Source organism: Mycoplasma sp. AC1221 (assembly GCF_054353815.1).
This window is the reverse complement of sequence record NZ_JBTHHH010000017.1, coordinates 1-26,885: the sequence shown is the minus strand read 5'-3', so window position 1 is coordinate 26,885 and position 26,885 is coordinate 1. Positions and strand designations below refer to the sequence as shown.

General features: G+C 27.4%; 31 protein-coding genes and 1 tRNA gene. 17 read left to right on the top strand and 15 right to left on the bottom strand.

From position 1 onward, the window contains the following. Positions 1-97: 97 nt before the first annotated feature. Positions 98-1,138 (top strand): restriction endonuclease subunit S, encoded by a 1,041-nt coding sequence (locus ACXYRK_RS03445; protein ID WP_458618084.1) that lies wholly within the window; start codon positions 98-100, stop codon positions 1,136-1,138. 37 nt (positions 1,139-1,175) lie between these two features. On the opposite strand, the gene plsY is transcribed toward ACXYRK_RS03445, so the two are convergent. Then, on the bottom strand, positions 1,176-1,919 hold the full coding sequence (gene plsY, locus ACXYRK_RS03440) for a glycerol-3-phosphate 1-O-acyltransferase PlsY (protein WP_458615248.1): 744 nt from the start codon (positions 1,917-1,919) through the stop codon (positions 1,176-1,178). Between the two features lie 62 nt (positions 1,920-1,981). Between plsY and def the strand changes: the two genes are divergently transcribed. Genes def through ACXYRK_RS03415 form a run of 5 tightly spaced genes read left to right on the top strand, consistent with a single transcriptional unit; the run spans position 1,982 to position 5,986 of the window. Further along, a complete protein-coding gene (gene def, locus ACXYRK_RS03435; protein WP_458597911.1) occupies positions 1,982-2,545 on the top strand; it encodes a peptide deformylase in 564 nt (187 codons plus the stop codon). Positions 2,546-2,553: 8 nt separating this feature from the next. Beyond that, positions 2,554-3,753: a hypothetical protein gene (locus tag ACXYRK_RS03430; RefSeq protein WP_458618081.1), complete on the top strand. Its 1,200-nt coding sequence runs from the start codon at positions 2,554-2,556 to the stop codon at positions 3,751-3,753. A gap of 2 nt (positions 3,754-3,755) precedes the next feature. Beyond that, positions 3,756-4,667, top strand: coding sequence for an MSC_0882 family membrane protein (locus ACXYRK_RS03425; RefSeq protein ID WP_458618078.1), 912 nt, complete (start codon positions 3,756-3,758; stop codon positions 4,665-4,667). Beyond that, positions 4,667-5,254 carry a DJ-1/PfpI family protein gene (locus ACXYRK_RS03420; protein WP_458618076.1) on the top strand — a complete coding sequence of 196 codons (588 nt, stop codon included), beginning with the start codon at positions 4,667-4,669 and terminating at the stop codon, positions 5,252-5,254. The genes ACXYRK_RS03425 and ACXYRK_RS03420 overlap by 1 nt, the downstream gene beginning before the upstream one ends. A 24-nt stretch (positions 5,255-5,278) precedes the next feature. Beyond that, positions 5,279-5,986 (top strand): PQ-loop domain-containing transporter, encoded by a 708-nt coding sequence (locus ACXYRK_RS03415; protein WP_458618074.1) that lies wholly within the window; start codon positions 5,279-5,281, stop codon positions 5,984-5,986. A 21-nt stretch (positions 5,987-6,007) separates the two neighbouring features. Here ACXYRK_RS03415 and ACXYRK_RS03410 read toward each other — a convergent pair whose 3' ends face one another. After that, a complete protein-coding gene (locus ACXYRK_RS03410) occupies positions 6,008-6,856 on the bottom strand; it encodes an HAD-IIB family hydrolase (RefSeq protein WP_458618072.1) in 849 nt (282 codons plus the stop codon). Then, a complete protein-coding gene (gene serS / locus ACXYRK_RS03405; protein WP_458618070.1) occupies positions 6,840-8,117 on the bottom strand; it encodes a serine--tRNA ligase in 1,278 nt (425 codons plus the stop codon). Before serS ends, ACXYRK_RS03410 begins: the two co-directional genes overlap by 17 nt. Before the next feature lie 174 nt (positions 8,118-8,291). Here serS and rpmH point away from each other — a divergent pair, with 174 nt between their 5' ends. The 3 genes from rpmH to yidC are packed head-to-tail and all read left to right on the top strand — an operon-like array spanning position 8,292 to position 10,943. Beyond that, positions 8,292-8,438: a 50S ribosomal protein L34 gene (rpmH, locus tag ACXYRK_RS03400; RefSeq protein ID WP_458618068.1), complete on the top strand. Its 147-nt coding sequence runs from the start codon at positions 8,292-8,294 to the stop codon at positions 8,436-8,438. 8 nt (positions 8,439-8,446) lie between these two features. Further along, positions 8,447-8,788, top strand: a complete 342-nt coding sequence (gene rnpA, locus ACXYRK_RS03395) for a ribonuclease P protein component (protein WP_435129202.1) — start codon at positions 8,447-8,449, stop codon at positions 8,786-8,788. Beyond that, positions 8,766-10,943, top strand: a complete 2,178-nt coding sequence (gene yidC / locus ACXYRK_RS03390) for a membrane protein insertase YidC (protein ID WP_435129204.1) — start codon at positions 8,766-8,768, stop codon at positions 10,941-10,943. The genes rnpA and yidC overlap by 23 nt, the downstream gene beginning before the upstream one ends. Positions 10,944-10,970: 27 nt before the next feature. On the opposite strand, the gene ACXYRK_RS03385 is transcribed toward yidC, so the two are convergent. Both ACXYRK_RS03385 and ACXYRK_RS03380 read right to left on the bottom strand, forming a co-directional pair. After that, complete coding sequence (locus tag ACXYRK_RS03385; protein ID WP_435129207.1) at positions 10,971-11,966, bottom strand: NAD(P)H-dependent glycerol-3-phosphate dehydrogenase; 996 nt, start codon at positions 11,964-11,966, stop codon at positions 10,971-10,973. Positions 11,967-12,011: 45 nt separating this feature from the next. Continuing rightward, positions 12,012-12,086, bottom strand: a tRNA-Trp gene (locus tag ACXYRK_RS03380). A gap of 126 nt (positions 12,087-12,212) precedes the next feature. On the opposite strand from ACXYRK_RS03380, the gene ACXYRK_RS03375 reads away from it, so the two are divergent. Beyond that, on the top strand, positions 12,213-12,464 hold the full coding sequence (locus ACXYRK_RS03375) for a hypothetical protein (RefSeq protein ID WP_458618067.1): 252 nt from the start codon (positions 12,213-12,215) through the stop codon (positions 12,462-12,464). 66 nt (positions 12,465-12,530) lie between these two features. Further along, complete coding sequence (locus ACXYRK_RS03370; RefSeq protein ID WP_458618066.1) at positions 12,531-13,409, top strand: MspI family type II restriction endonuclease; 879 nt, start codon at positions 12,531-12,533, stop codon at positions 13,407-13,409. Between the two features lies 1 nt (position 13,410). Here the strand turns inward: ACXYRK_RS03370 and dcm are convergent, their stop codons facing one another. The 9 genes from dcm to gmk form a co-directional block, all read right to left on the bottom strand. After that, positions 13,411-14,340 carry a DNA (cytosine-5-)-methyltransferase gene (gene dcm / locus ACXYRK_RS03365; protein ID WP_458618064.1) on the bottom strand — a complete coding sequence of 310 codons (930 nt, stop codon included), beginning with the start codon at positions 14,338-14,340 and terminating at the stop codon, positions 13,411-13,413. An 86-nt stretch (positions 14,341-14,426) separates the two neighbouring features. Further along, complete coding sequence (locus ACXYRK_RS03360; RefSeq protein WP_458618062.1) at positions 14,427-16,496, bottom strand: heavy metal translocating P-type ATPase; 2,070 nt, start codon at positions 16,494-16,496, stop codon at positions 14,427-14,429. Further along, on the bottom strand, positions 16,480-16,683 hold the full coding sequence (locus ACXYRK_RS03355) for a cation transporter (RefSeq protein ID WP_435129234.1): 204 nt from the start codon (positions 16,681-16,683) through the stop codon (positions 16,480-16,482). The genes ACXYRK_RS03360 and ACXYRK_RS03355 overlap by 17 nt, the downstream gene beginning before the upstream one ends. A gap of 211 nt (positions 16,684-16,894) precedes the next feature. Beyond that, positions 16,895-17,125: a phosphopantetheine-binding protein gene (locus tag ACXYRK_RS03350; protein WP_458597890.1), complete on the bottom strand. Its 231-nt coding sequence runs from the start codon at positions 17,123-17,125 to the stop codon at positions 16,895-16,897. A gap of 17 nt (positions 17,126-17,142) precedes the next feature. Continuing rightward, entirely contained in the window at positions 17,143-17,799 is a 657-nt protein-coding gene (locus ACXYRK_RS03345; protein WP_458618060.1) for a ribulose-phosphate 3-epimerase, read from the bottom strand. Further along, a complete protein-coding gene (gene rsgA / locus ACXYRK_RS03340; protein ID WP_458618058.1) occupies positions 17,799-18,647 on the bottom strand; it encodes a ribosome small subunit-dependent GTPase A in 849 nt (282 codons plus the stop codon). Before rsgA ends, ACXYRK_RS03345 begins: the two co-directional genes overlap by 1 nt. A 2-nt stretch (positions 18,648-18,649) precedes the next feature. Then, on the bottom strand, positions 18,650-19,651 hold the full coding sequence (locus ACXYRK_RS03335; protein ID WP_458597884.1) for a serine/threonine protein kinase: 1,002 nt from the start codon (positions 19,649-19,651) through the stop codon (positions 18,650-18,652). After that, the gene (locus ACXYRK_RS03330) at positions 19,641-20,396 is read right to left on the bottom strand and encodes a PP2C family protein-serine/threonine phosphatase (protein ID WP_458607708.1); all 756 of its coding nucleotides are present in this window, start codon (positions 20,394-20,396) and stop codon (positions 19,641-19,643) included. The genes ACXYRK_RS03335 and ACXYRK_RS03330 overlap by 11 nt, the downstream gene beginning before the upstream one ends. Continuing rightward, a complete protein-coding gene (gmk, locus tag ACXYRK_RS03325; RefSeq protein ID WP_458607709.1) occupies positions 20,389-20,991 on the bottom strand; it encodes a guanylate kinase in 603 nt (200 codons plus the stop codon). Before gmk ends, ACXYRK_RS03330 begins: the two co-directional genes overlap by 8 nt. 140 nt (positions 20,992-21,131) lie before the next feature. Between gmk and truB the strand changes: the two genes are divergently transcribed. From truB to rpmB, 5 genes are all read left to right on the top strand, one after another. Then, entirely contained in the window at positions 21,132-21,977 is an 846-nt protein-coding gene (truB, locus tag ACXYRK_RS03320; protein ID WP_458618056.1) for a tRNA pseudouridine(55) synthase TruB, read from the top strand. Next, positions 21,965-22,780 carry a YcsE-related riboflavin metabolism phosphatase gene (locus ACXYRK_RS03315; protein WP_458618054.1) on the top strand — a complete coding sequence of 272 codons (816 nt, stop codon included), beginning with the start codon at positions 21,965-21,967 and terminating at the stop codon, positions 22,778-22,780. The genes truB and ACXYRK_RS03315 overlap by 13 nt, the downstream gene beginning before the upstream one ends. Further along, a complete protein-coding gene (locus ACXYRK_RS03310) occupies positions 22,780-23,619 on the top strand; it encodes an FAD synthase (protein ID WP_458618053.1) in 840 nt (279 codons plus the stop codon). The genes ACXYRK_RS03315 and ACXYRK_RS03310 overlap by 1 nt, the downstream gene beginning before the upstream one ends. Before the next feature lie 102 nt (positions 23,620-23,721). Next, entirely contained in the window at positions 23,722-23,988 is a 267-nt protein-coding gene (rpsO, locus tag ACXYRK_RS03305; protein ID WP_435129263.1) for a 30S ribosomal protein S15, read from the top strand. A gap of 18 nt (positions 23,989-24,006) precedes the next feature. Then, positions 24,007-24,198: a 50S ribosomal protein L28 gene (gene rpmB, locus ACXYRK_RS03300; RefSeq protein WP_458597873.1), complete on the top strand. Its 192-nt coding sequence runs from the start codon at positions 24,007-24,009 to the stop codon at positions 24,196-24,198. 38 nt (positions 24,199-24,236) lie between these two features. On the opposite strand, the gene ACXYRK_RS03295 is transcribed toward rpmB, so the two are convergent. Further along, positions 24,237-25,982, bottom strand: a complete 1,746-nt coding sequence (locus tag ACXYRK_RS03295) for a hypothetical protein (protein WP_458618051.1) — start codon at positions 25,980-25,982, stop codon at positions 24,237-24,239. Between the two features lie 49 nt (positions 25,983-26,031). On the opposite strand from ACXYRK_RS03295, the gene ACXYRK_RS03290 reads away from it, so the two are divergent. Beyond that, entirely contained in the window at positions 26,032-26,718 is a 687-nt protein-coding gene (locus ACXYRK_RS03290; RefSeq protein WP_435129272.1) for a hypothetical protein, read from the top strand. The last annotated feature ends 167 nt before the right edge of the window (positions 26,719-26,885 follow it).

Here is a 26,885-nt window from a genome sequence, read left to right as displayed (position 1 = left end):
CATATATGAAAACTGATTATTCCAGTTTAAAAGAAGAAGATTTTGTAAAAACAATTAGAGAATTTCTAGCATTTAAAATTAAGGAGGATATTAAATAATGGAATTAAATATAAATGAATGGAAAGAATATAAATTAAAAGATTTATTTAAAATTGAAAAATCAAAAAATTATACAGTAGCAGAAATTGAAGATTATTTAAAAGGAAAAATTCCTTATGTAACTAGAACCTCTTTAAATAATGGTGTTTCTGAATTTGTAAATAATAATGATGAAATATTAATCTTAGAAAAAGGAAATTGTATTATTATAGGTGGAGAAAGTGCTATTGCTTTTTATCAACCTTTAAACTTTATAAGTGGAAACAACATTTCTAAATTATATTTAAAAAACAATTTTTTTAACTATGAAATATTTTTATTTATCATTACAATAATAAATAAAGAAAAATATAAATACAATTACGGAAGAGCATTTAATATGAAAAATATTAAAAATACTATTATCAAACTTCCAGTAAAACAAGATGGAACACCCGATTGAGATTTTATGGAAAACTATATAAAATGACTTAAAGAAAAACAAAATAAAGAATCTATTTCTTTACAAACAATAGAAAATACTGCACATTTATCTAAAGCAACTAATAAGTTAAAATTAAATATAAGTGAATGAAGAGAATATAAATTAAAGGATTTGTTTAATTTTGTGAAAGGGAAATGTAGTAATTCTACTGAATTCGAAGAAGGAATCGAAACTTTTTATATAGGTGCTAAAAAAGAAAATCATGGTGTGATGCAAAATATTGTATCCGAACCAACATTAATTTCAAAAGGAAATTGTATTGCATTTGTTTGTCAGGGTGAAGGAAGTAATGGTTATCAATTTTATATGCCTGTTGATGCGATACATACTACTTCGAATACCTTAGGGTATAGCAAACAGCTTAATAAATATAATGCATTATTTATTACTACTGTCTTAGATAAAGAAAGATTTAAATGATCTTTTGGTAGAGGAAGGAAATTGGATCTTTTAAAAAATACTATCATCAAACTTCCATCAAAACCAGATGGAACACCGGACTGAGATTTTATGGAAGAATATATTAAGTCCTTACCATATAGTAAATACATATAAAAACTTTCTTATCTATCATATAGAATAAGAAAGTTTTTTACTTACTGTTATGTTTCTTAAAAGAAACTTTGCGCTCAGTTTTATTATGAATTCTTAAAAAGTTATCATAATGAGCATATATAACAAATAATAATGCAACAAAATAAATAATATAAACTATAAAGAATAAAGAATCACTAGTAGCATTTAAGGTTCCTAAAATACCAGTTGAAATCCAAGGAATTAGTGCAAAAAAACCTGTGATGCTTGCTGATAATACACTACCTAATGAAACATATTTTCATATATAAATTACTAAAAAATATAATATTACAAATATAGGAAGTAAAATAATATTTATTGATGTTGCTAATCCTAAAATTGTAGCAACCCCTTTTCCACCACGAAAACCAAAGAAAATAGGTCAAATATGCCCGATTACTGTTCCTAAACCAGCAAACGAAGGAAAGATGTATAAAGTTTCTTTTATATAACTTACATCTGCAAAATTACTTTGATGTTCTAATCTAAAAGTGATATCATGATTTATAGCATAGGTTATCCCATATGCAATTGCAACAATTGCTAAGGTTTTTAATCCATCGATTCATAAAATAATTTGAGCTGCTTTTTTACCCAAAACCCTTTTTGCATTTGTTGAACCTGCATTTCCTGAGTGATAGTCGCGAACATCGACTTTATAGAATTTTTTACCAATAATAATTGTTGTATTTAACGAACCAACTAGATAACCTAAAATAAAAAAGACTATATTTGTTAAGATACTTAAAAATGCTACCATTATTCCCTTTCATAGCAATATAAATATTTTCAAATAATTATAAATAATTATATAATATAAAAATGAAAGAAAAAAAACAATTTGAGATAAATATAGTGCAACTTCCAGATCCTATTTTGCGTAAAAAATCACATAATGTTCCGATCCCATTAACAGATGAGGATATTAAACTTGCCGAATCAATGATTTATCATATTGATGATAGCCAAAGTCCGGATACTAAATTCCGTCCTGGAGTAGGTGTAGCAGCAGTACAATATGGGATATTAAAAAATGTTTTTTATGTACATGTAAAAGATGGTGAAGAAAAAACAGTATTTAAGGATGTGTTGTTTAATCCTAAGGTACTGGTAAAAAGTGATAAAAAAATTGCTATAGAATCAGGTGAAGGTTGCTTAAGTGTTGATGAAAGTATTCCAAATCAAGATGGATTAGTACATCGGAGCAACAAAGTTGTTGTAGAAGCATATAGTTATTTTGAGCGAAAGCAATTAAGATATGAAGTATCAGGTTATTTAGCAATTGTTTTTCAACACGAACTAGATCATCTTAATGGAATGCTATTTATTGATCGAATTGATAAGAAACAACCACACAAAAAGAAGAATAAAGCAATATATATTTAAAGGATAAGATGCTGCAAACATATTTAATTTTACATTTTCAAGAACAAAATAATGCAAAGGAACAAATCCCTGATTTTTTAAGAAAAATATCAGATGCGTTAAAATCAATCGATGGTAGTGTATGAATCCCAGTTATGGTTGCTGCTCTAATTATTATTTCATTTGGTTTTGGTTTTTTATATAACTGAAAATATATTCCTGTTAAAATAACTGCGATTATTTTATCGATAATTGCTTCTATAGTTAGTGTAACGGTTGCTACAAAAAAAATAGATGATTCAGATATTCGCAGATTTATTCCACTGCTTGCTACTCTTGTTGCATTGATAACATATTGAGTTGTTAGGTTCTTAGGAGTTGTTATTATCTTCTTTATTCATATTTTTTATTCACGTAAAAAATATAAAGTAATTAAACAAGAAAAACCAAAAAAACATTTTTTAATTCGTTTTTTAGCAGGCGGATTAGGAAATATGATAGTCGGGATACCAGGAACCTTATTATTTGCTAATGTGCTTTCTTCATCTACTCCTGAAAATTCATCAGTATCTAAAGCATCCAAGTTTTCAGTTTATTTGATGACCGGTGGAAAAGGTGAAAGTTACGGTGGCTTAGTTCCAAAAATTATTAATATCTTAGACCTTGCATCAGAATTTAGCAGCCAAGGAGATATTCAAAAAATCTTAGAAAAAGCACCTGATCAAATTACACCAAAAGATCAAGAGAAAATTAAAGAAGTTGCAAATAAATTAGTTCCAATTATAAATGATGAAAGACTTAGAAAAACATTTTTGAATAAGGCTAGAGAAAATAATTCACTTGATTTTCTTACCAAAAATTTTGATAAAAAGTTAACTGATGATATCATAAAAGCAGTTAAGACTGAGCAAGTTGAATATAATATAGCAAATGATCAAAAGAAAAAAGAAATTGCTACAAACTATATAACAAACGAAGAGAATTTAAAAAATATTTATGAACAATATGTTTCACCTAATTTAGATAAAGCGGCCCAGACACAACTAGCATTTGCTCAAAAGATAATTGATAAAATAAATTCGGATGCCAAAAAAGATTTAAATGCATTTATCTCAAGTGCATATGAAAAAGTTGATCCAAATAGTAGCAATAAATTTGATGTTAGAAAAACAGTAGATGCACTAACTAACTTTATCGCAACATATGATTTTTCTAAAAATAAAGGTTAATTATGTTTAAACCTAAAAATAATTCCGATGAATTAGTTGCTAAAACTGTACAACTTCAAATGGATTCGAAAAGTGAAATTAAAGAAGAAGTTAAATATCGTGATCCAAAAGGTTTGCTAAATCCAGCAACTCAGAAAATCATAAAAAAAGAAATTTTTATTCGTAGAATTAGTGCAATTTTTTGAGGTATTATTTGGGGTTTATCTGTCTTAGCAATTATTTTGGTTGTTGTTTTGAAATCTTTAGATGATCCATATTCAGGGATTGCTTTATATATAGTATTTTCATTTTTATTTTTATTATCAGCTTTTTTAACTATAAAAGGATTGATAAGGATTTCGGGTTGAAAGAAGACTGAAAATAGTTTTCGACAATCATATGCAAAAGGTGATGCAGCTTCAAGCAGCATGTTTGTTGAAACATTTAAAAATTTATCTTTAAAAGCCTTACGCATAAAGTGAATTTATTTCTTTTTTACAACTTATTTTGTCTTATTTAATTTAATTATCTTTGGTTTATGGTCAGCAAAAACATTAGAAATAGGCACACCACCTTCACAAGCATCAGGAATTCATACTAATTTTTATCTTGCTATAAACTTCCAAGAAGCTTTGGATAAAGCTTTTGGAAGTGTAAAAACTATGTTAATTATTGACTTGGTTGTGCAACTAGGATTAACAGGTTTATTAATAGCAGTACTTTTATATGATAAAAAACGCATTCAAGATATTGATTTGCAACTTGGAAGCGATGATGCAACAGCGAAATTAAAAGAATTAATTCAAAATCGCAAGAAATCTGAAAATAAAGCATGATTAATTTTGTATATTATCATTTTTATCTTAGTTGTTTTAATTCCGCTTGCTTGAATGTTATACTTAGTATATCGCAAGATGATTAGGAGAAAAAAATAATGAATTTATTAGTTTTTATTGAAGATAATTTTAATGATATTGAACTTGTGACTCCGTTATCAATTTGAAAAAAGTCCAATATGTTTGATAAAATAACTTTTTATCACAAGTTTTTAACTCAGGCAAGCGGACAATTTGGTTTTACTAAAATTGAAAATATAGACAAAACCATAGATTTAGATGAATATGATTTTGTTTTCATTCCAGGTGGACGTGGAGCACAAGCTCTTAGAGAAAACAAGGATGCATTAGATAAAATACAAAAATGAATTAATAAAGATAAAAATATGGCGGCTATTTGTGATGCACCTAATGTTTTAGCAGAACATCAAATAATTAAAAAGAAAGATTTCACTGGATACCCATCGCAATGAAGTCGGGAATTTCGAAAAGGTATTAATTATCATGATGAAAGTATCGTAATTGATAAGAATATTATTTCAGGTAAATCTGCATTTGCTGCTGAAAAACTTGCATATAAAGTGTTGCAGGTGCTGTTTGGAGACGATGTAGCAATTAATACATACCAACAAATTTCAGGTAACAGTGATACAGAAAAAATATTAGAAATTTTAAACACACATTAGTGTGTTTTATTATATAATAGCACTATGAATCCATTAGAAATATCAATTCATACATTTAGTTGAATTGTAGCCGTAGTGGTTGCATCGCTAGGTGTCCCACAACTAATTAACCAAATCAAAACCCGTAAAACCGGAAATGTAAACTTCTTTTCATTTTGAGTCTTTCAGATTGGGATTCTACTTTGATTGATATGATCATCGCTTGGAAATGAAAAATTATTAAGCACTTTTGTAGCTAATACAGTCGGGGTATTTTTATACGGAACTATGATTATCTTACTTTATAAATATAAAGATGAGTTTGATAGTCGTATAAAATATTTTGGAATGGGTGCAATAGTAATTACTTGAATTATTGCTCTTATCTTTATTGCTCTAAAAATAACAAATTCATTTAAAACTCCTGTTTATTTATGAGATCCGAACACCGAATCAGTTATGGGATTTATTTTCCCTGCTTTTACAACCTTAGCGTTTATCCCACAGATGATTTTCTCAATTAAAACAAATTCATGAGAAGGAGTTTCACCGTATATGTTTTTAGTTTATGAATTAAATAATACTGTATGAATTATTTTCTGAGCTTTAAACATCTCTAATCCAGCAACTGCTATGCATAAATATGCATTTGTTGGGGGTATTGTGTGACAAATTATTTCATTTATTTTATTTGGTATTCAATTTATCTTTAGTTTTATGGATTATCAAAGAAGAAAAAAGCTAGCAGAATAAAAACAAGGAAGTACCTTGTTTTTATTCTGCTAAAAATGAAGTAATAAATTCACCAATTGTTGCACTGTTATGGTCATTAATGATGTGTGTTGCAACATCTTTCAAATCTGCTGTAGCATTACCCATAGCTATTCCTAAAGAAGCATGTTTCGTCATATCAATATCATTTCCACTATCACCAAAGGTGACAAGGTTTTTAGTTGTAAGATTTAGTAAATTAAGCAAATATTCTAATCCGATTAACTTGGAGGTGTTAATCGGATTTACATCTGTATATATTGAGTTGGTAAGATATATATTGCATTCAAAATCTTTAAGCAATTTCTTAGTCAAATCCGTAATCTCCTTAGCGCTTTTAAGTGGATTACGCAGTGCTATTTGTACAATTTGGACATCTTTATTTTCAATAACTTCTTGCATTTTTTCGATGCTGATTTGATTTAAGATGTTCATATCCATTATATTTGCATCTGTAATTCAGTGAGGTTTTTGATTATTAGGTAATGCGGTAGCATTGTAATTATGTGTATCAACAGTTATGATAAGTTGATGCTTGCTAGCAATATCTCTCATTATATAAAAGATATCTTTATCTAAACTATTTAAAATATAGGCTTTTTGATTTTTTATATCATATACAGCAGTTCCGTTAGAACAAACTAAATAATCAATATGATCAACTGCTTTTGAATCTAAAAGAGGTAATGTCTTAGTGATTCCGCGCCCTGTAGCAATTACATTTATGTGACCGTGTTCTTTTGATTTTTTAAGTGCCTTGATTGTATCAATGTGTGCTTTATTATTGCTTTGTAGTAAGGTTCCATCTAAATCAAAAGCAAATACATATGGTTTTTTAACTCTGTTTTTCAATCTTTTCTACTCCACTCATATAAGGGATTAAAACTTTTGGAACCGAAACACTCCCATCAGGATTTTGGTATTGTTCTAAAATAGCAGCAATAAGACGGTCTACAGCGACACCAGAACCATTTATTGTATGAGCATAATTTGTTTTACCATCATTATCTTTATAACGAATCATCGCACGTCGAGCTTGAAAATCACCAAAATAACTTATGCTAGATACTTCTCTAAATCTTTGTTCTGATGGCAGTCAAAGTTCTAAATCAATTGTGGTTTTTGCTGAAAAACCTAAATCACCAGTGCATAAGCGAACTTTTTGATAAGGAATTTCGAGTTTTTCTAGTACATCTGCTGCATCTAAAACGGTTTGATTATATTCATTTCAAGCAGATTCAGCATTAACGACTTTAACTAATTCAATTTTCTTAAATTGATGTTGTCTTATGATTCCTTTGGTGTCCTTTCCAGAACTACCTGCTTCAGATCGAAAACATTCAGTATATGCTGTCGCCTTAAAAGGTTTGTCAAGATTAATTATTTCATTATTATAAATATTAGTTAATGTAACTTCAGCAGTAGGGATTAGATATTCGTTAACACCCTCAATTTTGTATAAATCTTCTTGGAATTTTGGTAACTGTCCTGTTCCATATAACGCAGTTTCTTTAACAATCACTGGTGTGTTAAACTCTGTATATCCTTTGGATAAGTGTAAATCAAGCATAAAATTAATTAATGCACGAACTAACTTTGCTCCTTGATTTTTATAAATAACATATCTTGAACCAGATAACTTAACTGCTCTTTCAATATCGATGATATCTAAATTTTTCGCAATTTCATAGTGTGGCAACACATCTGAAACAAGTCCTCTACCAAGGTTTTCAAATTTCTCAATAACTACATTATCATTTTCATCTCTACCTACAGGGACATCATTCGTAGGTAAATTAGGGATTTGTAGCAGCATATTTGTAATTTTTGCGATAAGTTCATTACTTTGTTCGTCTAATAAACTTTGGTGTTGTTTAATTTTTTGAATCTCTTTTTTAATTTGAGCAAGTTTCTTGGGGTTGTTTTTATATAAACCAAATTCCTTAGAAATTGCTGTTAATTTACTTTTAGCACTTTGTGCTTCATACATAATATGCCCACGTTTTTTTGCTAAAGTTAAAAAAGCATCTAAAAAATGCATATCAAATCTACGATTTTTTAGGTGTTTTTTAACTTCATTTTCATTACTAATTATATATTTTATATCTAACATAAAACCTCATACATTCTTGTAAATTATACACTGTTAATTGATTTTAATAATATGATAAATACCATTTTTACTGCTATATTATAGTTGTTTTTGTTATTTAATAAGCTACTTTGATAAAAAAAAATTTGTTATATAATTTATTCACGCTTATTATATATTTATAAAGGAGGACGAATGAGCAAACGTACATATCAACCAAATAAACGTAAACATGCCAAAGTTCATGGTTTTAGAGCTAGAATGAAAACAACAAATGGAAGAAAAGTTTTAGCAGCAAGAAGAGCTAAAGGTAGAAAAAGATTAACAGTTTCAGATAAATAATAATTTGTATGAAAAAACAATATCGACTAAGAAAAAACTGAGATTTTCAAAGAATAATTGACAATAATAAATATGTCTCTAATAAATATTTAGTTATCTATTATGCAGAAAGTTCTTCATTTCATGCAGGTATTACAGTACCAAAGAAATTTGAAAATGCAGTCGGTCGTAATTATAATAAAAGACAACTTAAAGCAATTATTCATGAAATTAAGATTTATGATTTAAATTATGATTTTGTGTTAATTGTTCGCAAAGATTTTATTGCAAATGATTATGCAACTAAAAAGCAGTCAATTGCTAAACTCTTTGAGAAATTTAGGAAAAATGAAAAAAATAAATCATTTTAATTATTTCAACCAAGAAGGTAAGGAACAACAAAAAAAACAAGATACACTAAAGAAAGTTTGAAAATGAATTAAGATTGTTTTATATACTTTGTTATTTGGTTTAACAGTAACAGGTTGCGTGCAATCATTCGTTCTTAAAAATTCATCGAGTGTAGGAAATAGTATTGAATTTTACTCAAGCAAGGATGAAGTTTCCCCACGTGTAAATACTTTTGTTGTAAAAGACACAAAAGAACAAAAGATAAACATCAAAGATAATGACAACAAAGATGTTACAAAAGATGGAAAAATACAAACCGTTCCTTATGAACTTGCAACTCTTTCTATAAATCCTGATATAAACACTCTAGTAAACAATCCAGATATTCTTGAAAAACTAAAAAAACAAACATCTGATTCTTGATCAAAAGATGATACATACACTGTTAAAGAACCGCAAAAGGATGGAAGTATTAAAGAAGCACAGAAAGAATATCCTAAACCTGAATATGGAGAAATAAAAAAATATTATACAACTTTTGCTATCGCTGATCCGAAAGTGATAAAAAACTTAGGATATGATTATGATGATAAAAATAAAAACGTTGTTGCAAATCCTGATAAAAATAATATTAGTTTAATAGCAAAAAACGGAAGATTCTTATTTCAAGCAAGTAACTCAACTAGATATAAATATACTAATGATATTACTAATATATACCTATTGACTTTTGCATCAAAAAAAGATGAGCAACTTGTTCAGGTAATTACACATCCAGAAACAAAGGATTCTAAAAAACAAATACCTACTGTTGAAAATGGAAATTATATTTTAGTAGGGTTATCAGGTTTACAATCCGTTCCAAAATATACAGGTTTACTAACAGAAAATACTATTAATTTAGCATTTGCTCGTGATGTTCTCCAAACCTTATACAATTTTTCATTTGGTCCAAACAGTACATTTATCGCAAATTTTAATAAATATGCTGTTTTACCAGAAAACAAACAAAAAGACAAGGATGTTTTGAAAGATTACCAGTCATTTAGTGATTATTTAGAATTCTTAGCAAAAAAATTACAAGGACAAAGTAATCCAAGAATACCAATTTCACAAGCAGAAAAATTCTATATTGATGTTTATCAAGCAACAATGACTCAATATCTTACACAATTAGGTTTTTTACATGCTGATGATTTTAAAAGTTTTAATAAAGATACAGGGAAAAGTACTGTTTTTACAGAACCTACTGCAGCTACTAAGTATAACCCTGAGCAAAATATTTTATATGATTTAGGACAACGTCAGAATAAAGATAATAAATCAGAAAAAAGAAGAGATATTGATATACCTTTTAAAGGTGATTATCCAAGTCAAGCAATAACTAATTGAGGTGAAGCTTGAGCATATGGTCCATTTTACGGATTTATAGTATATCCACTTTCTGCAATTACACAAGGAATAAGCAAAGGTATTCCTGATTTAAAAGGTTGAGGATCTATCATTGTTATCATTTTAGCTTTAATTATTACTCGTTTAACTATGTTTGGTATCACCTTTAGATCTAAAATGATGCAAAGTGTTCAAGATAGTCTTCGTCCTAAAAAAGCAGCAATTGAAGCAAAATATGTTGGTTTTGAAAAAAACAAAGCAATGAAAATGAAGAAAAACCAAGAAATTCAAGCATTATATTCTAAATATAATATAAGTCCACTTGACCAATTTGGTAGCATCTTATTAACTATACCGGTTTTCCTTGCGATGTGGCGTGTAATTCAAGCAATTCCACAAATAAAACAAACTACTTGATTAGGATTAAATTTTGCTTCTGTTTCATGAACTAAGATTTTAAGTGGAGAATTCATATATTCTTGAATTCTGATTCTAACAATTGCTATTCAAGTGTTATCACAGTTGCTTCCAAAACTATTGAATCGCAAGGGTGTTAAGCAAAGAAATACCATAGCAGAAGCACAAGCATTAAAGAAATCAGAACGTACCCAAAAGATTATGGTGATTGTATTTGCTGTAATTACAGTCCTATTTTCGGTAGGTGTGCAAGTCTACTGATTATTTGGTGGATTATGACAAATTGGAGAAGTTCTTCTTCTCCATCGTTTAAAAAAGACAACTTGATATAAACAAAAATATGAAAGTCGTCTTAAAAAATCATAAATTAAACACCAGAAATATCTGGTGTTTTTAATTAACAAGAAAATCAGTTAATAATATAGGTTCTTTTTTGTTAAAGAGAATATCAATAATACTTTGAAATAATTTGGTTTCAATTTGCTTTTCTTTAAGCATCTTAGCAAGTATTTTAGCAGTTTGATATCCTTCGATGGTTTTTGAATTATTTTCAAGTGCTTTGCTGATACCAAATTCGGAAATTTGATTACCGAACATATAATTACGACTCTTAGAAGAATTACAGGTTAAGAAAACATCACCAATACCAGCAAAATCAAATCCCATTTTAACATCATCATTTCCTGAGATAACCTTATATATATCTAATATTTCATTCACCCCTATTGTTATAATCGCAGCAACGGTATTGTTGCTATTAGTGTGGTTTGATAAAATTCCCAAACCGATAGCTAAAACATTTTTCAAAGCACTGAATAACTCGCTTCCAAGGACGTTTTTTTGATGACGAAGTTGAAAATACCGATTATTAAAATAACTCATAATTTCTTGACAATAATCACTGTTAGTTCCTAAGATGTTAATAATAGTTACTTCCTTTTGAAATACTTCAATAGCAAACGAAGGTCCTACTAAAGAAACTAAGTTCTTAAGATTTCTCTTAAAACGATGTTGGATAAAGTCACTAAAAAACATTTCTGAAACACTTTCAATTCCTTTTGACAGATTAACAATATTTACTTTACGGTTTTTTAAACTATGATGCATTTGTTTTAAAATCCCTTTTAAAGTGTTAGCCGGAACTGCTAAAACAATATTTTCACTGTTTAATACTACTTCATCAAAATCAAGTGTCGCTTTAATCTTATCTGGTGCATAAAAAGGTAAAGATCAAAAATATTTTTGATTATATCCGTTATTAATATCATCCACTTCAACTTTATCAATACCATACATAATTACATTATGTCCATTTTCTGAAAGCACATTTGCTAAAGCACTACCCCAAGCACCAGTCCCGATAAAACCAAATTTGTATAATTTCTTCATATGCTTATTATACAAGTTTTGCAATAATTTCAAGATATAAAAAAATGGCAGGAGTAGCAGGATTCGAACCCACAACACACGGGGTTGAAGCCCGTTGTTCTACCGTTGAACTATACTCCTAATATTTTTTATTATACCATAAATAAGCAAAATATAAATTAGTTATTTTAGATTTTTCTATCTATATTTATTCAAATTGATATAATAAAACAAAGAAATTTGAATCTTTATAAAAGAGGTTGTTATATGTCGTTTTCAAATAAAGATAAGAGTAAACATGGTCATAATGCTCAGAAGAGCATAATTGATTTGTTAAATTTTTGTAAAAATAATAATTATATAAAGAGTTTTCGTGTAAATTATAGAATCGGTAAAGAAGGCTATATTAATAACGAACAGTTTTATGCACTGTTTATTATAAAATTTCTTGATGACAAAGAATGGATAATATTTTCTACAACATCAATGAGAAGTGATAGAATAAAGGGTCAACAATAAGATGCATTTAATATAAAAGAAATAAATAAACAAGTTGAAAAAGCATTTTTAATATATTCAGACGATGTGGATGAGAAAGAAAGTTTTCTCTTTGCTCGACAAAACAACAAATATATTCTCAAAGAAGAAGTGACAGCTATTAACGAAATATTGAATCAAAGCAATCTTTATAAACAGATAGAACAAAAAGCATTATTTGATTATAATGATGGTTTTAAAAAGAATATGCAAGGATTAACATTTGAAAAAATTATTTCATTAATATTAAGTAATTCAGATAATTTAAAGAAATATAAAGAAAAAGATAAAACAATTACAGGACTAAATTATCCATATTTTTATAAGATTATTAGCAAGATAGATATAAAACCAGAAGAAATCAAATTTATAGATGCAACATCTAACGAATCTGAAATAGGTAAATTACCATCTGGTGGAAAACCTAAAACTGACATTATTCTGAAGATAAACAAATTAAATAATGAGTCTATAATTTTAACTATAAACTGCAAAAGAACTAGTGCAAAAAATGTTACTGTACATGAATATAAAGCAGAATCGTTCGTGAGTGTGCTAAGTCCACAAAATAAAGAGTTAAAGAATCTATTACAGATATTTCAAGAAAATCCAACATTGTCTAGCTTTGGCGAAGATAATAAAAGAAGATTAACATCAATATTAAAACTATTGAAAGAAAAATTAGCAAAATGAGTAATAGGTGGGGTTTGTGGTAATGGGTTTCTAAATAAACAATGATCAAGTCATATTTTAACTTTTGATAATAATACATCTATGATTTATTTTTATACAATCGATGAATATATAGATTTACTAGATAAACACAATATTTGTGGACATTTTGGCACACATTTTTTATGAACATATCCATCTAAGAAGAAAGGTAAAGCAATACAATTAAAATGTAAAATTATTTCAGAAATATAAATTACCTTTTTATAACTTTCTTCATTGCATCAGCAACTGCTTTAATCATTGGAATTGCTACAGAATTACCAAATTGTCTATACATTTGTGTCCTTGATACAGGGACAATAAAATTATCAGGAAACCCCATTAATCTCTTTAATTCTAATTCGCTATACATTCTAAGACCAGTTTTTCCATCTTTTATAAATGTATTTGTAAGCCTTTGGATTTTATGATAACTTGCACATAATGTATTAACTTGGATATTGCTATCAAAGTCTACTATCTGCGGTTTTCCATCATCTACTTTAAATAAATAATTTTTCTGTAGGTGTTCTGTGACTGAATAACCATTCGGGCTTCTCTCAAGAATATCACTAATTGGTATTCTAACTTCTTTGTCTCCTTCTGGAATCTCAAAATTATTAACATTTAAATCTTTTCTAAAACCTACAATAATTATTCTCTCACGTCTTTGTGGTAAACCAAAATTTTGTGCATTAAGTATCTTATAAAAAGTCTTGTATTCAAGATCGTTTAAACTTTGCAAAATTATCTTAAAGGTTCTACCTTTATCATTTGTTAATAATCCTTTGACATTTTCAAGTAAAAACATCTTAGGTTTTGAGTGTTTTAAAATTCTAAGAATATCAAAAAATAATGTTCCTTGACTTTGATGTGTAAAACCTTGTCTTTTTCCGATGTGACTAAAAGGTTGACAAGGAAAACCTGCTAAAAGAATATCGTGATTTGGAATATTTTTTTCGTTTATTTTTCTAATATCACCAAATGGAATTTCATTATAGTTAGCAAAATATGTCTTAGCAGCAAATTTATCTCACTCGCAACTAAATACGCATTTGGTATCATCATCTTCAAATGCTTTTCTGATGCCACCTATTCCAGCAAACAAATCGATAAATGTAAGTGTTTTATCTATAGATTTCATATCTTCCTTTGATATTTGGAATATTATTATAACTTAATTTTTAAACAAACTAATGAAATGAATCGAATCAAAAAAACTAACAAATGTTAGTCTTTTGATTCGATAGATAAATTATTAGCAGACATTTCTTTTAATTTCTTTGCAGTCCTATTTTTAAAATACAAGGTATTTGAAAGCAATAAAATGTTTGATATAATCATAATTATAGCAGCTAATCAAGGGAATAAAATTCCACTAATAGCAACTGGTATAGCCAATAAATTAAAGAAGAAAGCTCATAAGAAGTTAAATTTAATAACTTTTAAAGTTTTCTTCGCTAAATAGATTGCTTGATAAACAGCTTGCAGTTCATTAGTCATTAAAGATATATCAGCAGCAGAGTTCACTAGATCAGAACCAGATGCAAAAGCAATTCCTAATGACGCTGTTTTTATCGCAAGAATATCATTTAAACCATCACCTACGAAGATTGTTTCACCTTTTTTCTTAAATTCTTCAATTAATTCTAATTTTTGTTCTGGTTGTAATTGTCCATAAAAAGTATGAATTCCTAAATCAGATGCAAATTTTTTAACAACTTCTTGGTTATCACCAGAAGCGATAACAACATGCAAACCTAATTCGTGGAATTTAGCAATCATATCTTTTGCATCAGCTTTTAAAGTATCACCAAGAGCAAAAATCATAACAATTTTAGAATCTTCTGCTAATGCAACATATGAAAAAGGTTCAAAATTTTCGATGTTTACTAAATCGTTAAAGTTCTTTTCTAACATCTTTTTGTATGAACCAAGTTCATATTGTTTTCCATTGCTATTTGCTACGATACCATAACCTGGAATTTCTTGTTCATTGGTTATTTCAACTGCATTAAAACTTTGATAGTTAGCAATAACTTGCGAAAGTGGGTGATGTGATTTAGAAGCTAATGATTGAGCAATGTTTTGATAACTTTGATCACCTAAAACTTTTTTGATAGTTGGTTTTCCTTGTGTCAAGGTTCCAGTTTTATCAAAAATAATATATTTTGCATTCTTGAGTTTTTCATAAACATCTGCCGAAGCAAAAAGGATTTTATTCTTGCTTGCCAAACCACTTGCTGCATAGATAGCTGCTGGAGCTGCAATCCCAAATGCACACGGACAAGCAATAACTACAACTGTAACACCAATTTTGATTCCGTAATATATACCCGAATTATTTGCTCCATCAACTTTTGCTAAATAACTAGGGAAATTATTAATAGAGTAAAGTGTTGCTGTTCAAATGATAAAACTAATTAGTGCAATTGATAAAATAGCAGGGATAAAATATCTAACAATCCGATCCGCAAGACGCTGAATCTTTGAAGATGAATCTACAATGTTTTCAAGTTTATCAATAATCTTTGTTAAGGTTGATTCACCCATAGTTTTTTGAACTTGTAATTTTAATGATGTAGTAATATTATTAGCACCTGAAATAACATAATCACCAGGTTCAACTGTTTTTGGAATTGGTTCTCCGTTGATAAATGCCATATCTAATTCAGATGTATTTTCTAAAACAACTGCATCAACTGGAATATTTTGTCCTTTAGGAACAATAATTTGATCACCAATTTTTAAAGAACGAGTGCTTACTTTTTTAGTACTTCCATCAGGTTGCACAAGTAAAGCAAAACGATTTTGTAGTTGTAATAATTCTTTAATCCCAATACTAGACTTGCGTTTTAATTTATCTTCTAAATAATGACCAATTCCTATAAAGGTCAATAATGCACTCGGTACATCTCAAAAGTACATTTCTAAGACATTATAACCTTTTCTTGGTGTAGCAAGTGTAATAATGGTTAAAATAAGTGAATAAAAGTATGATAAATGAACCCCGATGGCTATTAGCAAGTCCATTCCAACATCACCTTTAAACAAACGGTAATAATTTGTAAAATACTTTATAGATACTACAAAAACTAAAAATGTTGCTAAAATACCTAAAACTAAATAAACTCAGGTTTGTTTAGCCTGCACAATTAAATCATGTCCTACACCTTGGGAGATACCAATAATATGTAAAATAATTATTATTAAGAAAGGAATGAATATAACTGCTTGGACTCATAGATTTGTTTTAGGCAACCATAATCAATTTAAAAATTTTTTAATTTGGTTCAGCATCGTATCCTGCTTGTTTTGCTAATTTAACAATTAACTCATCTGGATATTTTTCTTCATCAGCATCGATTTTAATCATTTTTTCCATAATATTAACAGAATATTTAATTTCTGGGTATTCTTTGAATACTTTATCAATATGTGACTTACATGACGCACATGAAACATTAATTGTAAAATAACGTGTCATAAAAACTCCTTAATATAATATTGAAGTAGTTAGATTTAATAACTAACTACGATAAGAATTATAATATTAAAAAAAAGTTTTCAAGCAAAAAATTAAATTTTCGCGATTTTTTTAAGGAAATATATTCTTTTTGCTTTTTCGAAAGTGATAAAAATATTTTCTATGTCTTAAAATCCTTATATAAAAATACAAAATAAGCAATTTTAAACCTTTACTTATTTTGTATTTTGGAAGTTATTAAATTTGTGATATCGCTAACAAATTTAATATTCAATATCTCCTCATCTGAAATAGAAATACCAAATTCATCTTCAGCATCAATGATAAGTTCGGCTAAATCTAACGAATCAATTTCTAATGATTTTACTTCATCGTTTTCATTAACTTTCTTTTTGGATAAACGTTTTAAATTTTCTAATATTTTTGTTTTGATTTCATTCATATTCATATTATATTACATTATCCTTTGATGATACTGTGTATTTTTTCTTTTGTAGGTTCATTTACTAAATATGTTCCGGCAACACAGGCATCTGCACCAGATTTAAATGATTTAGGTCCAGTTATGTTATTTATTCCACCATCAACTTGGATAAGAAAATCTAAACAGTCTTTCTGGCGATATAGTTTTAATTTTTTAATTTTATCCAAAGAAGTTTCAATGAACTTTTGTCCGCCTTTTCCTGGCTCAACTGACATAATTAAAACAAGTGCTAAATGATCTATATATGGAAGCAAAACATCCACAGGTGTGCTCGGTTTTATAGCCAAACCAATTTTTATTTCATGAAAATTTCTTTCTAAAAAATCATCAAATTTATCTAAATCATCTATTATACTTTCATAATGAAAAGTAATGATATCAACGAAGTTTTTTACTTTTTCAACATAATCATAGGGATTTTCAACCATTAAATGAACATCCTTAAGATGTTTTTTACCATTCTTAGCAATATTTTCAATTTCATCAATCTCTATAGCGGTATTTTCAACAAATTTTCCATCCATTACATCGTAATGGATTCATTTAATTCCTGCATCTACAAGTTTATTAGCTAATTCAAGTCTGTTTTTAGCATCAACATTTAATAAACTTGGTGTAACATATTTATTCATTATTTCCCCTCATTTAATTGTGATAACAATTTTAAGTAATTTTCATATCTAAATTCTGGTAGCACCCCATCCCGAAGTTTTTGTTTTATTGTACAATCATTTATTGCTTCATTTTGATGTAAACAACTGCGGAATTTACATAATTTTGATCAGTTATAAAAACATTTATAACTGTGAGCAAGTTGATTTGGTGTTAGATTTAAATCCAATGAAGAAAAACCTGGAGTATCAATCAATCAGCCTTTTTTTATTTTGATTATGCTTATAGTTCTAGTTGTGTGTTTACCTCTACCTAATGCCTTGGAAATTTCCTGGGTTTGATAATTAAAATTTCCGATATTATTTAATGTAGTAGTTTTACCAACTCCACTTTGACCCATAAATAAATTATACTTATTTGCTGTAATTTCTTCGATTTTGTTTAAATAATTTGGACTATTGTTGTTTATTAAAATAACATGATAACCTAGGTTTTGATATTTATTTGCTCATTTTCTAGCATTTTCTTCATCTAAATCAATTTTACTAATACATAAAACTGGTTCAATTTGTTTTTCTTCAATAATCGCCATATATTTATCAACTAAAAAACTTGAAAATTTAGGTTCTTTTATCGACATAAAAATAAAAATTTGATCAACATTAGCAACCTTAGGACGAATAAAAAAGTTTTGACGGTCTAAAATTTCAACAATCTGATTATTTTCCATTATTACATTATCACCGACAACAGGAGTTTTTTGTAAAAACCGCAACTTACCTGCAGCAGGAACTTTTATAACTTGTTGCTTGTTTACAAGTTTATAAATACCTGAAACTGCTTCAAAAATTTTATAGATTTGTTTCATAATTAAATAAAGTTATTTACCTTAAAAACAACAGCAAAAATAACTATCACAACTATTAAAAATAATATACTAGTACCTAAAAAAAGCGGAGATCTAACAACTTCTGCAACTGTTTTTCTGGGTTTCATTGTTTTTGGTGAAATAAGTTGTTCGATTTTATTTTCATTCCTTGTAGACTTAATTATCGCCTTTTTAAACTCATTCATTGTCTTGTATCTGCCTTTTGGATCTTTTGCTGTTGATTTAGTGATAATATTTACAATTGAATTTGGGACATCATGCTTAAAGCGACGTATATCAGGGAAAGCATCTTTTTGATGCATCATTATTGTATTTACAGCATTATCGCCACGAAATGGTAGTTGTCCAGTAAGCATTTGAAAGTATAAAACACCAAGAGCATATATGTCAACTGCAGGAGTAATGTTTTTACTACCATTTGATAACTCAGGTGCTGCATAATAAGGTGAACAAATTAACGAATGCGCTTTTGTCAAATTTTGTGTTTCGTTGGTAACTGATATACCAAAATCCAATATTTTTAGATGGTGTGAAGAAGAAATAATGATATTTTCTGGTTTGATATCGCGATGGATAATATTATGTGCATGTAATTCTTCAATTGTTTCAGCAAGTTGTTTCATATAATTATTAGCTCTCTTGATAACAAAAACATGTGAATCTTTAAGAAGTTTTGCTAATGTTTCACCTTCCATATATTCCATTACATAATATTGCTCGGTATCATTATATTCATAATCATAAATTTTTGGAATATTTTTATGCTTTATCTTTTGAAGTAAGTTAATTTCGTTTCAAAAGCGTTTTTTATTAGTATCATTATCGTCAACTTTACGGTATTTGAGTGCATATTTATTAATATCGGAAGTTTTTTTAGAATGAACTAAAAAAACCGTACCCATACCACCTTCACCGATAATTTTATCTATTATATAACTGCGATGTACTTTAGAATTTTGTGGAATTTCGAATTTATTTTTCATTATCTAACTCCAATAAAGCAATAGTCATATTATCATTTGATGAATTTAAAATTGCCTGATCTAATATAGCATTTGCTATATTGGATATACTATCATCCTTTGATAAACAAGCTTCCAAATCAATATGTTCAACAAACTCATGGACCCCATCAGATGTGAGCATTATTTTATTGATCAAATCATATTCATTATCTTTAATTTCTGTTATATCAATTGTAGTAGGAATATTAGGCCCTATTGCACTTGTTAAATAACGAGCATATTTCTCGTTCTTATTATTATGGTAGTCATATCCATTTTTTTTTCATTGTGATGCAAGGTTTTGATCTATTGTTACTTTTATAAGTTTTTTGGTATTCAAATAAAAATAGCATCGAGAATCACCTACATTAAAAATAAAAATTTTTCTATGTTCAGGAATTCCGATGCAGCCTACTAAAGTGGTACCCATATTTTCCATTTCTTTGTTTTTTGCAGCAATCTTTTTCATTTCTTTTTTAGCAGTTGCAATAGAATCTTCAATAAATTTTTTAGTTTGAATCGATGATGTATAAACAAAGTTTCTACCAAAATTAGAACTTAAATAGTTAATAACTATATTAGATGCTACATCACCATACTTATGACCACCCATACCATCAGAAAGTAATGCGAAAAAATAGTTATCTTTTGCAAATATTTTTGCACAATCTTCATTATTTTCTCTAACCGTACCCTTATCACTTATATATATAAATTTAATCAAGCATAAGCTCCCTATGTAAAATTGATCGAATTTCTTCTGCTGCCCTTTCAGGAATGTCGTTTATTACTTTGTATCTAAAGATGTGTGATTCTGCAAGTTCGAGTTCTGATTTTGCAAGGCGTTCCTTTAAAGTCTGTGAATTTTCAGTTCCACGACCTAAAATTCTTTTTCTTAAATCACTAATAGATGGTGGGGATACAAAGATGGTAATTAAGTTATATTTTTTTGCTAATTCACCAGAAGAAAATTTAGATATTATTTGCTTTGCACCCGTAGTTTCTATCTCTAGGAAAGGAACTTTATTTTTTTTGTGTATTTTATCAAGTTCAGAATATAAAGTTCCATAATAGTTGTTTAAATGATATGAAAATTCAACAAATTTACGACTTCGTATGTGATTGCGAAATGTTTCAACATCCAAAAAATAATAGTGTATTCCATTTAGTTCACCATTACGTGGCATCCGCGTAGTAGCCGAACAGGAAAGTGAAAGATTAAGTTCGTCAAAATCAAATAACAATCGCTCAATTGTTCCTTTTCCTACTCCGCTTGGCCCTGAAAAAATAATAATTGGTTGTTTTTGTTGCTGCTTCATATCCATATTGTGTTATATTATAGCACTTTTGAGCAATTTTTGCTGTAAATTAAGATTATAAAGTACCAAATTTTAAAAAAATCAAAAATGTAAATATATGAGTTTAAATATAGTAAAATATCCAAATATAAAAGGGGAAAATGTTTTATAAATTTTTTAAAGAATCAGGTGTTTATTCAAATCGTGAAATTAGAGCTTTAGGGAAGAAATTAGGTGTCAAGAAAATAGGACATAGTGGAATTTTAGATCAATTAGCAAGTGGCTTAATGATTGTTGCTACTGATTCAGATACTAAACTTTTAGATTATATTTCTAACAAAAATAAAGCATATATTGCTAAAGCAAAATTTGGTTATAGTTCTGATACATTAGATTCAAATGGTGATATCCAAAAAGAGAATGTAAAACAAGTTAATTTAGATAACTTACAGCAAGCAGTTTATATAATATGTACACAAGAATTTCAAATTCCACCTAAATATAGTGCAAAAAGAATCCAAGGACGCAGAGCATACGACTTAGCAAGACAAGGTATAGATATTGAATTGAAGCCTCATAAAATTAAAGTAATTGATTATAAAATACTTGACTTTGATTATGAAAATCAAGAATACACAATTTATTTTTTGGTTTCAAATGGTACATATATTCGGGTTTTATTAGAAGATATAGCAAAACAACTTAATAATAGCAGCATAATGACAGAGTTAAAACGAATTAAAGTAGGTAATATAGATATTGATGATTTGAAACCAACAGAGCATCAGAAAATATCCATATTTAATTTATTTGATTATAATATACTTAAATATACAGAAAATGAGTATAAATATTTAATTAATGGTAGAGAGTTTGAATGTGATTATGATGATGGGATTTTAATGTGATCTGATGCACAAAACCAAATTGTATCAGTAGGACAAGTAAGAAACAAAATATTTTTTCCTAAAAAAGTATTTTTAGAAAGGCTGAAATGAAAAATTTAAAGGATATAATAAAAATAGCAGTTTTCGATGTAGATGGAACAATTTTACCTAATGGAAATACAAAATTTTCAAAAAACATCAAAACAATGTTTAAAAAACTTAAAGAAAATAATATTATAAGTGTTTTAGCAACTGCTCGTGAGTTTGCTACAATTGGAGATTTTTTTGAACAACTAAAATATGTTGATTATTTTATTGGTGCAAATGGTGCATTTATTTGAGATGTAAAAAAACAAGAATTTTTATATAAAAGTACCCTTAAAAAAGTAGATGTAGTTAAGTTATACGATGCATTCGGAACACAAATAAAAGGATTTTTAATTACTGATTTTGATAAAGTTTATAAGTCTCCACAAACTCCAACTGATTCATGATTTATTCGTCCTTTTCAAGAAAATTATTTAAACTACGAAGAAGCATTATTAAGTAATAGTGATTTATATGTTATAACTATAAACACAGATAAACCATATGAATTATCGCAGAAAATGGAAAAATTTATTAAAGATGAAAAAATGGAAGTTGAAATTTCATCAAGGTGATCAAGAGGTTTTTTTATCAATCCAATTGATATAACCAAAAGCACAACATTAAAAAAATTAACTAAGCATTTAGGTTATTCAATGGATAATGTTATTGCTTTTGGTGATAGTGCAAATGATTTTGAGATGCTTCGGGATGTGTATTATGGTGTAGCAATGGAACGAGCAAGTGATAAAATTAAAACTGTAGCTTCAGATATAGCAGCAGACTGTGAATTTGATGGGGCTTATTTAAAACTTAAAGAATTACATTTAATCTAATGGACAAACTTATTATTTATACACTAGATGATTTTAAAGCTGAAGATGGTGATAGTTTTATTATCGGTTCCTTTCAAAGTTTTCACCTAGGACACTATCAGTTATATAAGCAAATAGCAAATAATCCAGGTAGAAAAATTATTGTGACTTTTAGTTGTAACGATATTTATAAATATCGCAACGAAAAACTTTATCAAAATGATAACGATCGATATTTAATGATGTCAAAAATGAATGTTGATGCGATTATTGAGCTTCATTTTAATGATGTAAGACACTTAAGTGGACCAGAATTCCTACATAAATTAGCATCTGATAAAAAAGTTAATATTGCAGTTGGTCAAGACTTTAAATTTGGTTATCAAGCACAGTGAAAAGCAGACGATATAGCAAATATTTTACCTAATGCAAATGTTTGTGTTGTTGAAATATATAAAATTAAAAATGTAAAAATAAGCACAAAACTTTTAAGAGAAGGTTTAGCATACGGTAAGTTTCGTTTTCTTAATATGGTTTCTCCGTTTGGTTATCTTGTTTCAGGTGAATTAAATAACAAAGGTTTTCATTATCCGGAAAATGTTATTGTGATTCCAGCAGGTTTGTATATTGCGATTTTATATGCAAATGATTTTGGTTTTCATATTATTATGCACAAAACAAAAGATAATTCAATATTTTTAAAATTAGTTGAAAAACAAAGTATGTATTCAATTGAAAGAATAGTTGGTAATGTTGTCCTAGAAATAATTTCAGAACTAAGATTTATAGTTTCAAACGATGAAGACCAGATTACCGAAGAAGACTATGTTAATGCGAAAAACATTTTTTTAAAATCATAGGATATGTTATAATAAATAAGCAATTTTATTGCGAACATAAATTTTACTCTGGGTTATAAAGAAGTTTTAGCTCGGATAAAACATAATATAAAGGAGTTTATTATGGTTTCTAAAGCAAGAAAAGCTGAATTAATCAAAAAATTTGGTAAGAATGCTAAAGACACAGGAAATGCATCTGTGCAAATAGCAATTTTAACCGAGGATATTGAATCACTTAAACCACACTTTTTAAAAAACCCTAAAGACAACCATTCAAGAAGAGGATTCTTAGCAAAAATTTCACAACGTAAAGTATTATTAAAACACCTAAAAGAAAATGATTTTAATGAATACAAAAAAATAACTGAAGCATTAAAAATACGTAAATAATTTGATTGAAAGGTTATTATGTCAAGAAGATGTCAAATTTCTGGTGTAGGTCCAATGGTAGGAAATACACGTTCACATGCTATGAATGCTTCAAAAAGAAAATTCAATGTTAACTTACAAAAAGTAAGAGTAACAATTGGTGGTCAAAAAATGCAACTACGGGTAAGTGCAAAAACCTTAAAAACCTTGAAGAACAAAGGTTTAGTATAACAAAAATCATTTAAGTCTGTTTTATGGACTTAAATGATTTATTTTAACTGATTAAAAACACGAGTATCCTTGAAATTTTCATATATTTTCGAAATACTGCTGTTAGTTCAAACAAAAATTCTTACTGTTACTGGATATTTAAATGTAATTGATTTTTTTGAGCGATCAAAATTTATGATTTTAATATCTTTTAATGCAGGAACTACAAATAAAGAGTTATCATTGCTTGAAAAGATAAAGTCACTGGGTTTTAGTTGGTCAATTGGGATATTTATTGCTTCTGTTTTGATATCGATTTTGTAGTTTTCTGTTGCAATAGAAGAAATCAATTTATCTAATTGCGATTGAAACATATTTCTGATTTTACTGTTATTAGAATCTGATGAAATATAAACATTATCAACATTAAAATAACCGATAAAATCACTAAATTCATTACGTTTGTTGTTAATTAGTTTTAAATTATCATCATCTTCTTTAAAACTTATATATTTATTAAATCAAAAACCATCTGGTTGGTTTGCATGATATTTAATTAAGTCTTCATAACTTAAAAAGTTATCAATTGTTCTTACGATAGTGTTTTGTGAAATTGTATATTCTTGTTTTTGTGTTGTTACAACATTATTTATGTAAGTATTTTGTGTATATGAAATTTTATTACCTGGATGAAGCAATAAATCGATATCTTTATAAACTGCATCAGCACCCGGATCTGATTTATAATATATATTATAATCGTTTGCATATTTTGCTACAACAGTTATTAAATCATTAAAATCGCTTTTGCTTCCACGACCTAAAACTAATAAGGGTTTCTTTTTATTTTTATAAATATCACTTTCAATTATATCTCTAGTTTTTTGTCAATTATTTCCAATAATATTAGTAAAATAAGTTATTAAGTATTTATTATCAGAACTTTTTGTTTTAGTAAGCAAATTATTCAAAGTTTCATTATCATCATTAAAATAAGCAAAATTATTTTTTAGATAATTTTCATTAAATCTGTTGGCTATTTCAGATGTGCTTCAATAATAATTAATATGATTAAAGTTTATTGATAAAAGATACTGATTATATGAATTTAAGAATTTTCCTTTATACAAATTTCAAACCTTGTTTGTTGAATCAAAATATTCACTGCGAAATTTTGGATCAAAACCTTTATATAAAATACTAAAACCAATTGATGTATCTTGATTTAATCCGTTAATTTGCACATTTTTGTAAGTCGATAAATTAGCATAATCAACAGAACGTTCAAAATTATTAGAATTAGTTCAAATGTTGATTCTTTTGTATGGATTTGAATTAATTATATGTTCAACTTGTGATAAAACTGCTTCATCTTCACCTTTTTTAATCTTAATTACTTTAGAATTTTTATTTTTTACATCAACTCTTTGCCTGTTATAAAAATCCTCTAATAATTTAGCGTCCGTTCTACTTTGAACAAGCGAATTATTAGGTAAAACAAAAAAATAATTTTCACTCTTAGATAGCATTGATAGTCGAATTAAATCATAATACACATCTGTTCCACGGGTTGTGAAATAAATATTAATATCTGCTCGATTCTGCTTATTAAGCAAATCAAGTTTTGAATTTGTGTCGATATCAAAATTAACAAAATTTTGCTTTTGATTTTTTGAATCATTTAATTTGTCGGTGCTTTTGTTTGCAAAAATACCTATATCACTAAATAAAACTACCCCAATCACAGTTGCAGAAGCAGCAATAAGCGATGAATGAATCAACATATATTTTTTTAATTTTTTCATAATTTACCTAAATAGTTTTATTTTGTTATTAATATTTTATAATTTTTAAATGAAAAAGAAAACTAAAAAGTGAATCGAATTAATGGTACCGATTACAAGTTGGATATTAATTATAATGATGACTATTTTAATTTTAGGATTATTACTATCAATTTTTATTCTTAGTAAACTATCACATGAACTAACTAATGAATTGAATATTAATTTTTACATCTTTCAAACAAACATTATTGAATATTTGATAATTATTTTAATTTTGATTATATCTTATGTAATGAGAGCGATACTTCTAACAAAGTTAATGTATAAGGTAAAATTCAATAACAAGGTAAAAAGAGCAATATTCATCTTTGTTCCATTAATTTATGATGACATCTTATTAGATTCATATCGATTAAGCTGTAATCTCAATGATTATAATAAATACATAAATTGCAAATATTCGTTAAGATTAATGCGATTGACATTTTCGATGATTACTTTTTATATAATTTATCTTATTGTTTTTATCTCTTTGATGTTTTTATTAAAATATTTACAAAATGAATTTTATGAAAAATTCATAGATATTCTCCTTTATTGTTTCTTTGTAATCTTCTTTTTTATTTCTTTTTCGTTTAATGTTTGATACTTTAAAAGTTTTATAAAACTAAAAGATATGAATATTGATTATAAAGGATTTGAATTAATAAAATTAAAAAATTTAGAGTTAATATATTCAGAAAATATAAAATAAAATTTTTATTTTTTATTTTTTATCATATAATAGTTAAGCATTCAAAAAATAAAATAATTTTGTTTATTTTTGTTTGCGATATAATAATTATTGCTTATATTTTACTATAAGTAAAAGTTCTTTGAAAACTAGATATAAAACATGACAGTCAATTTTTTCGAGAGTTT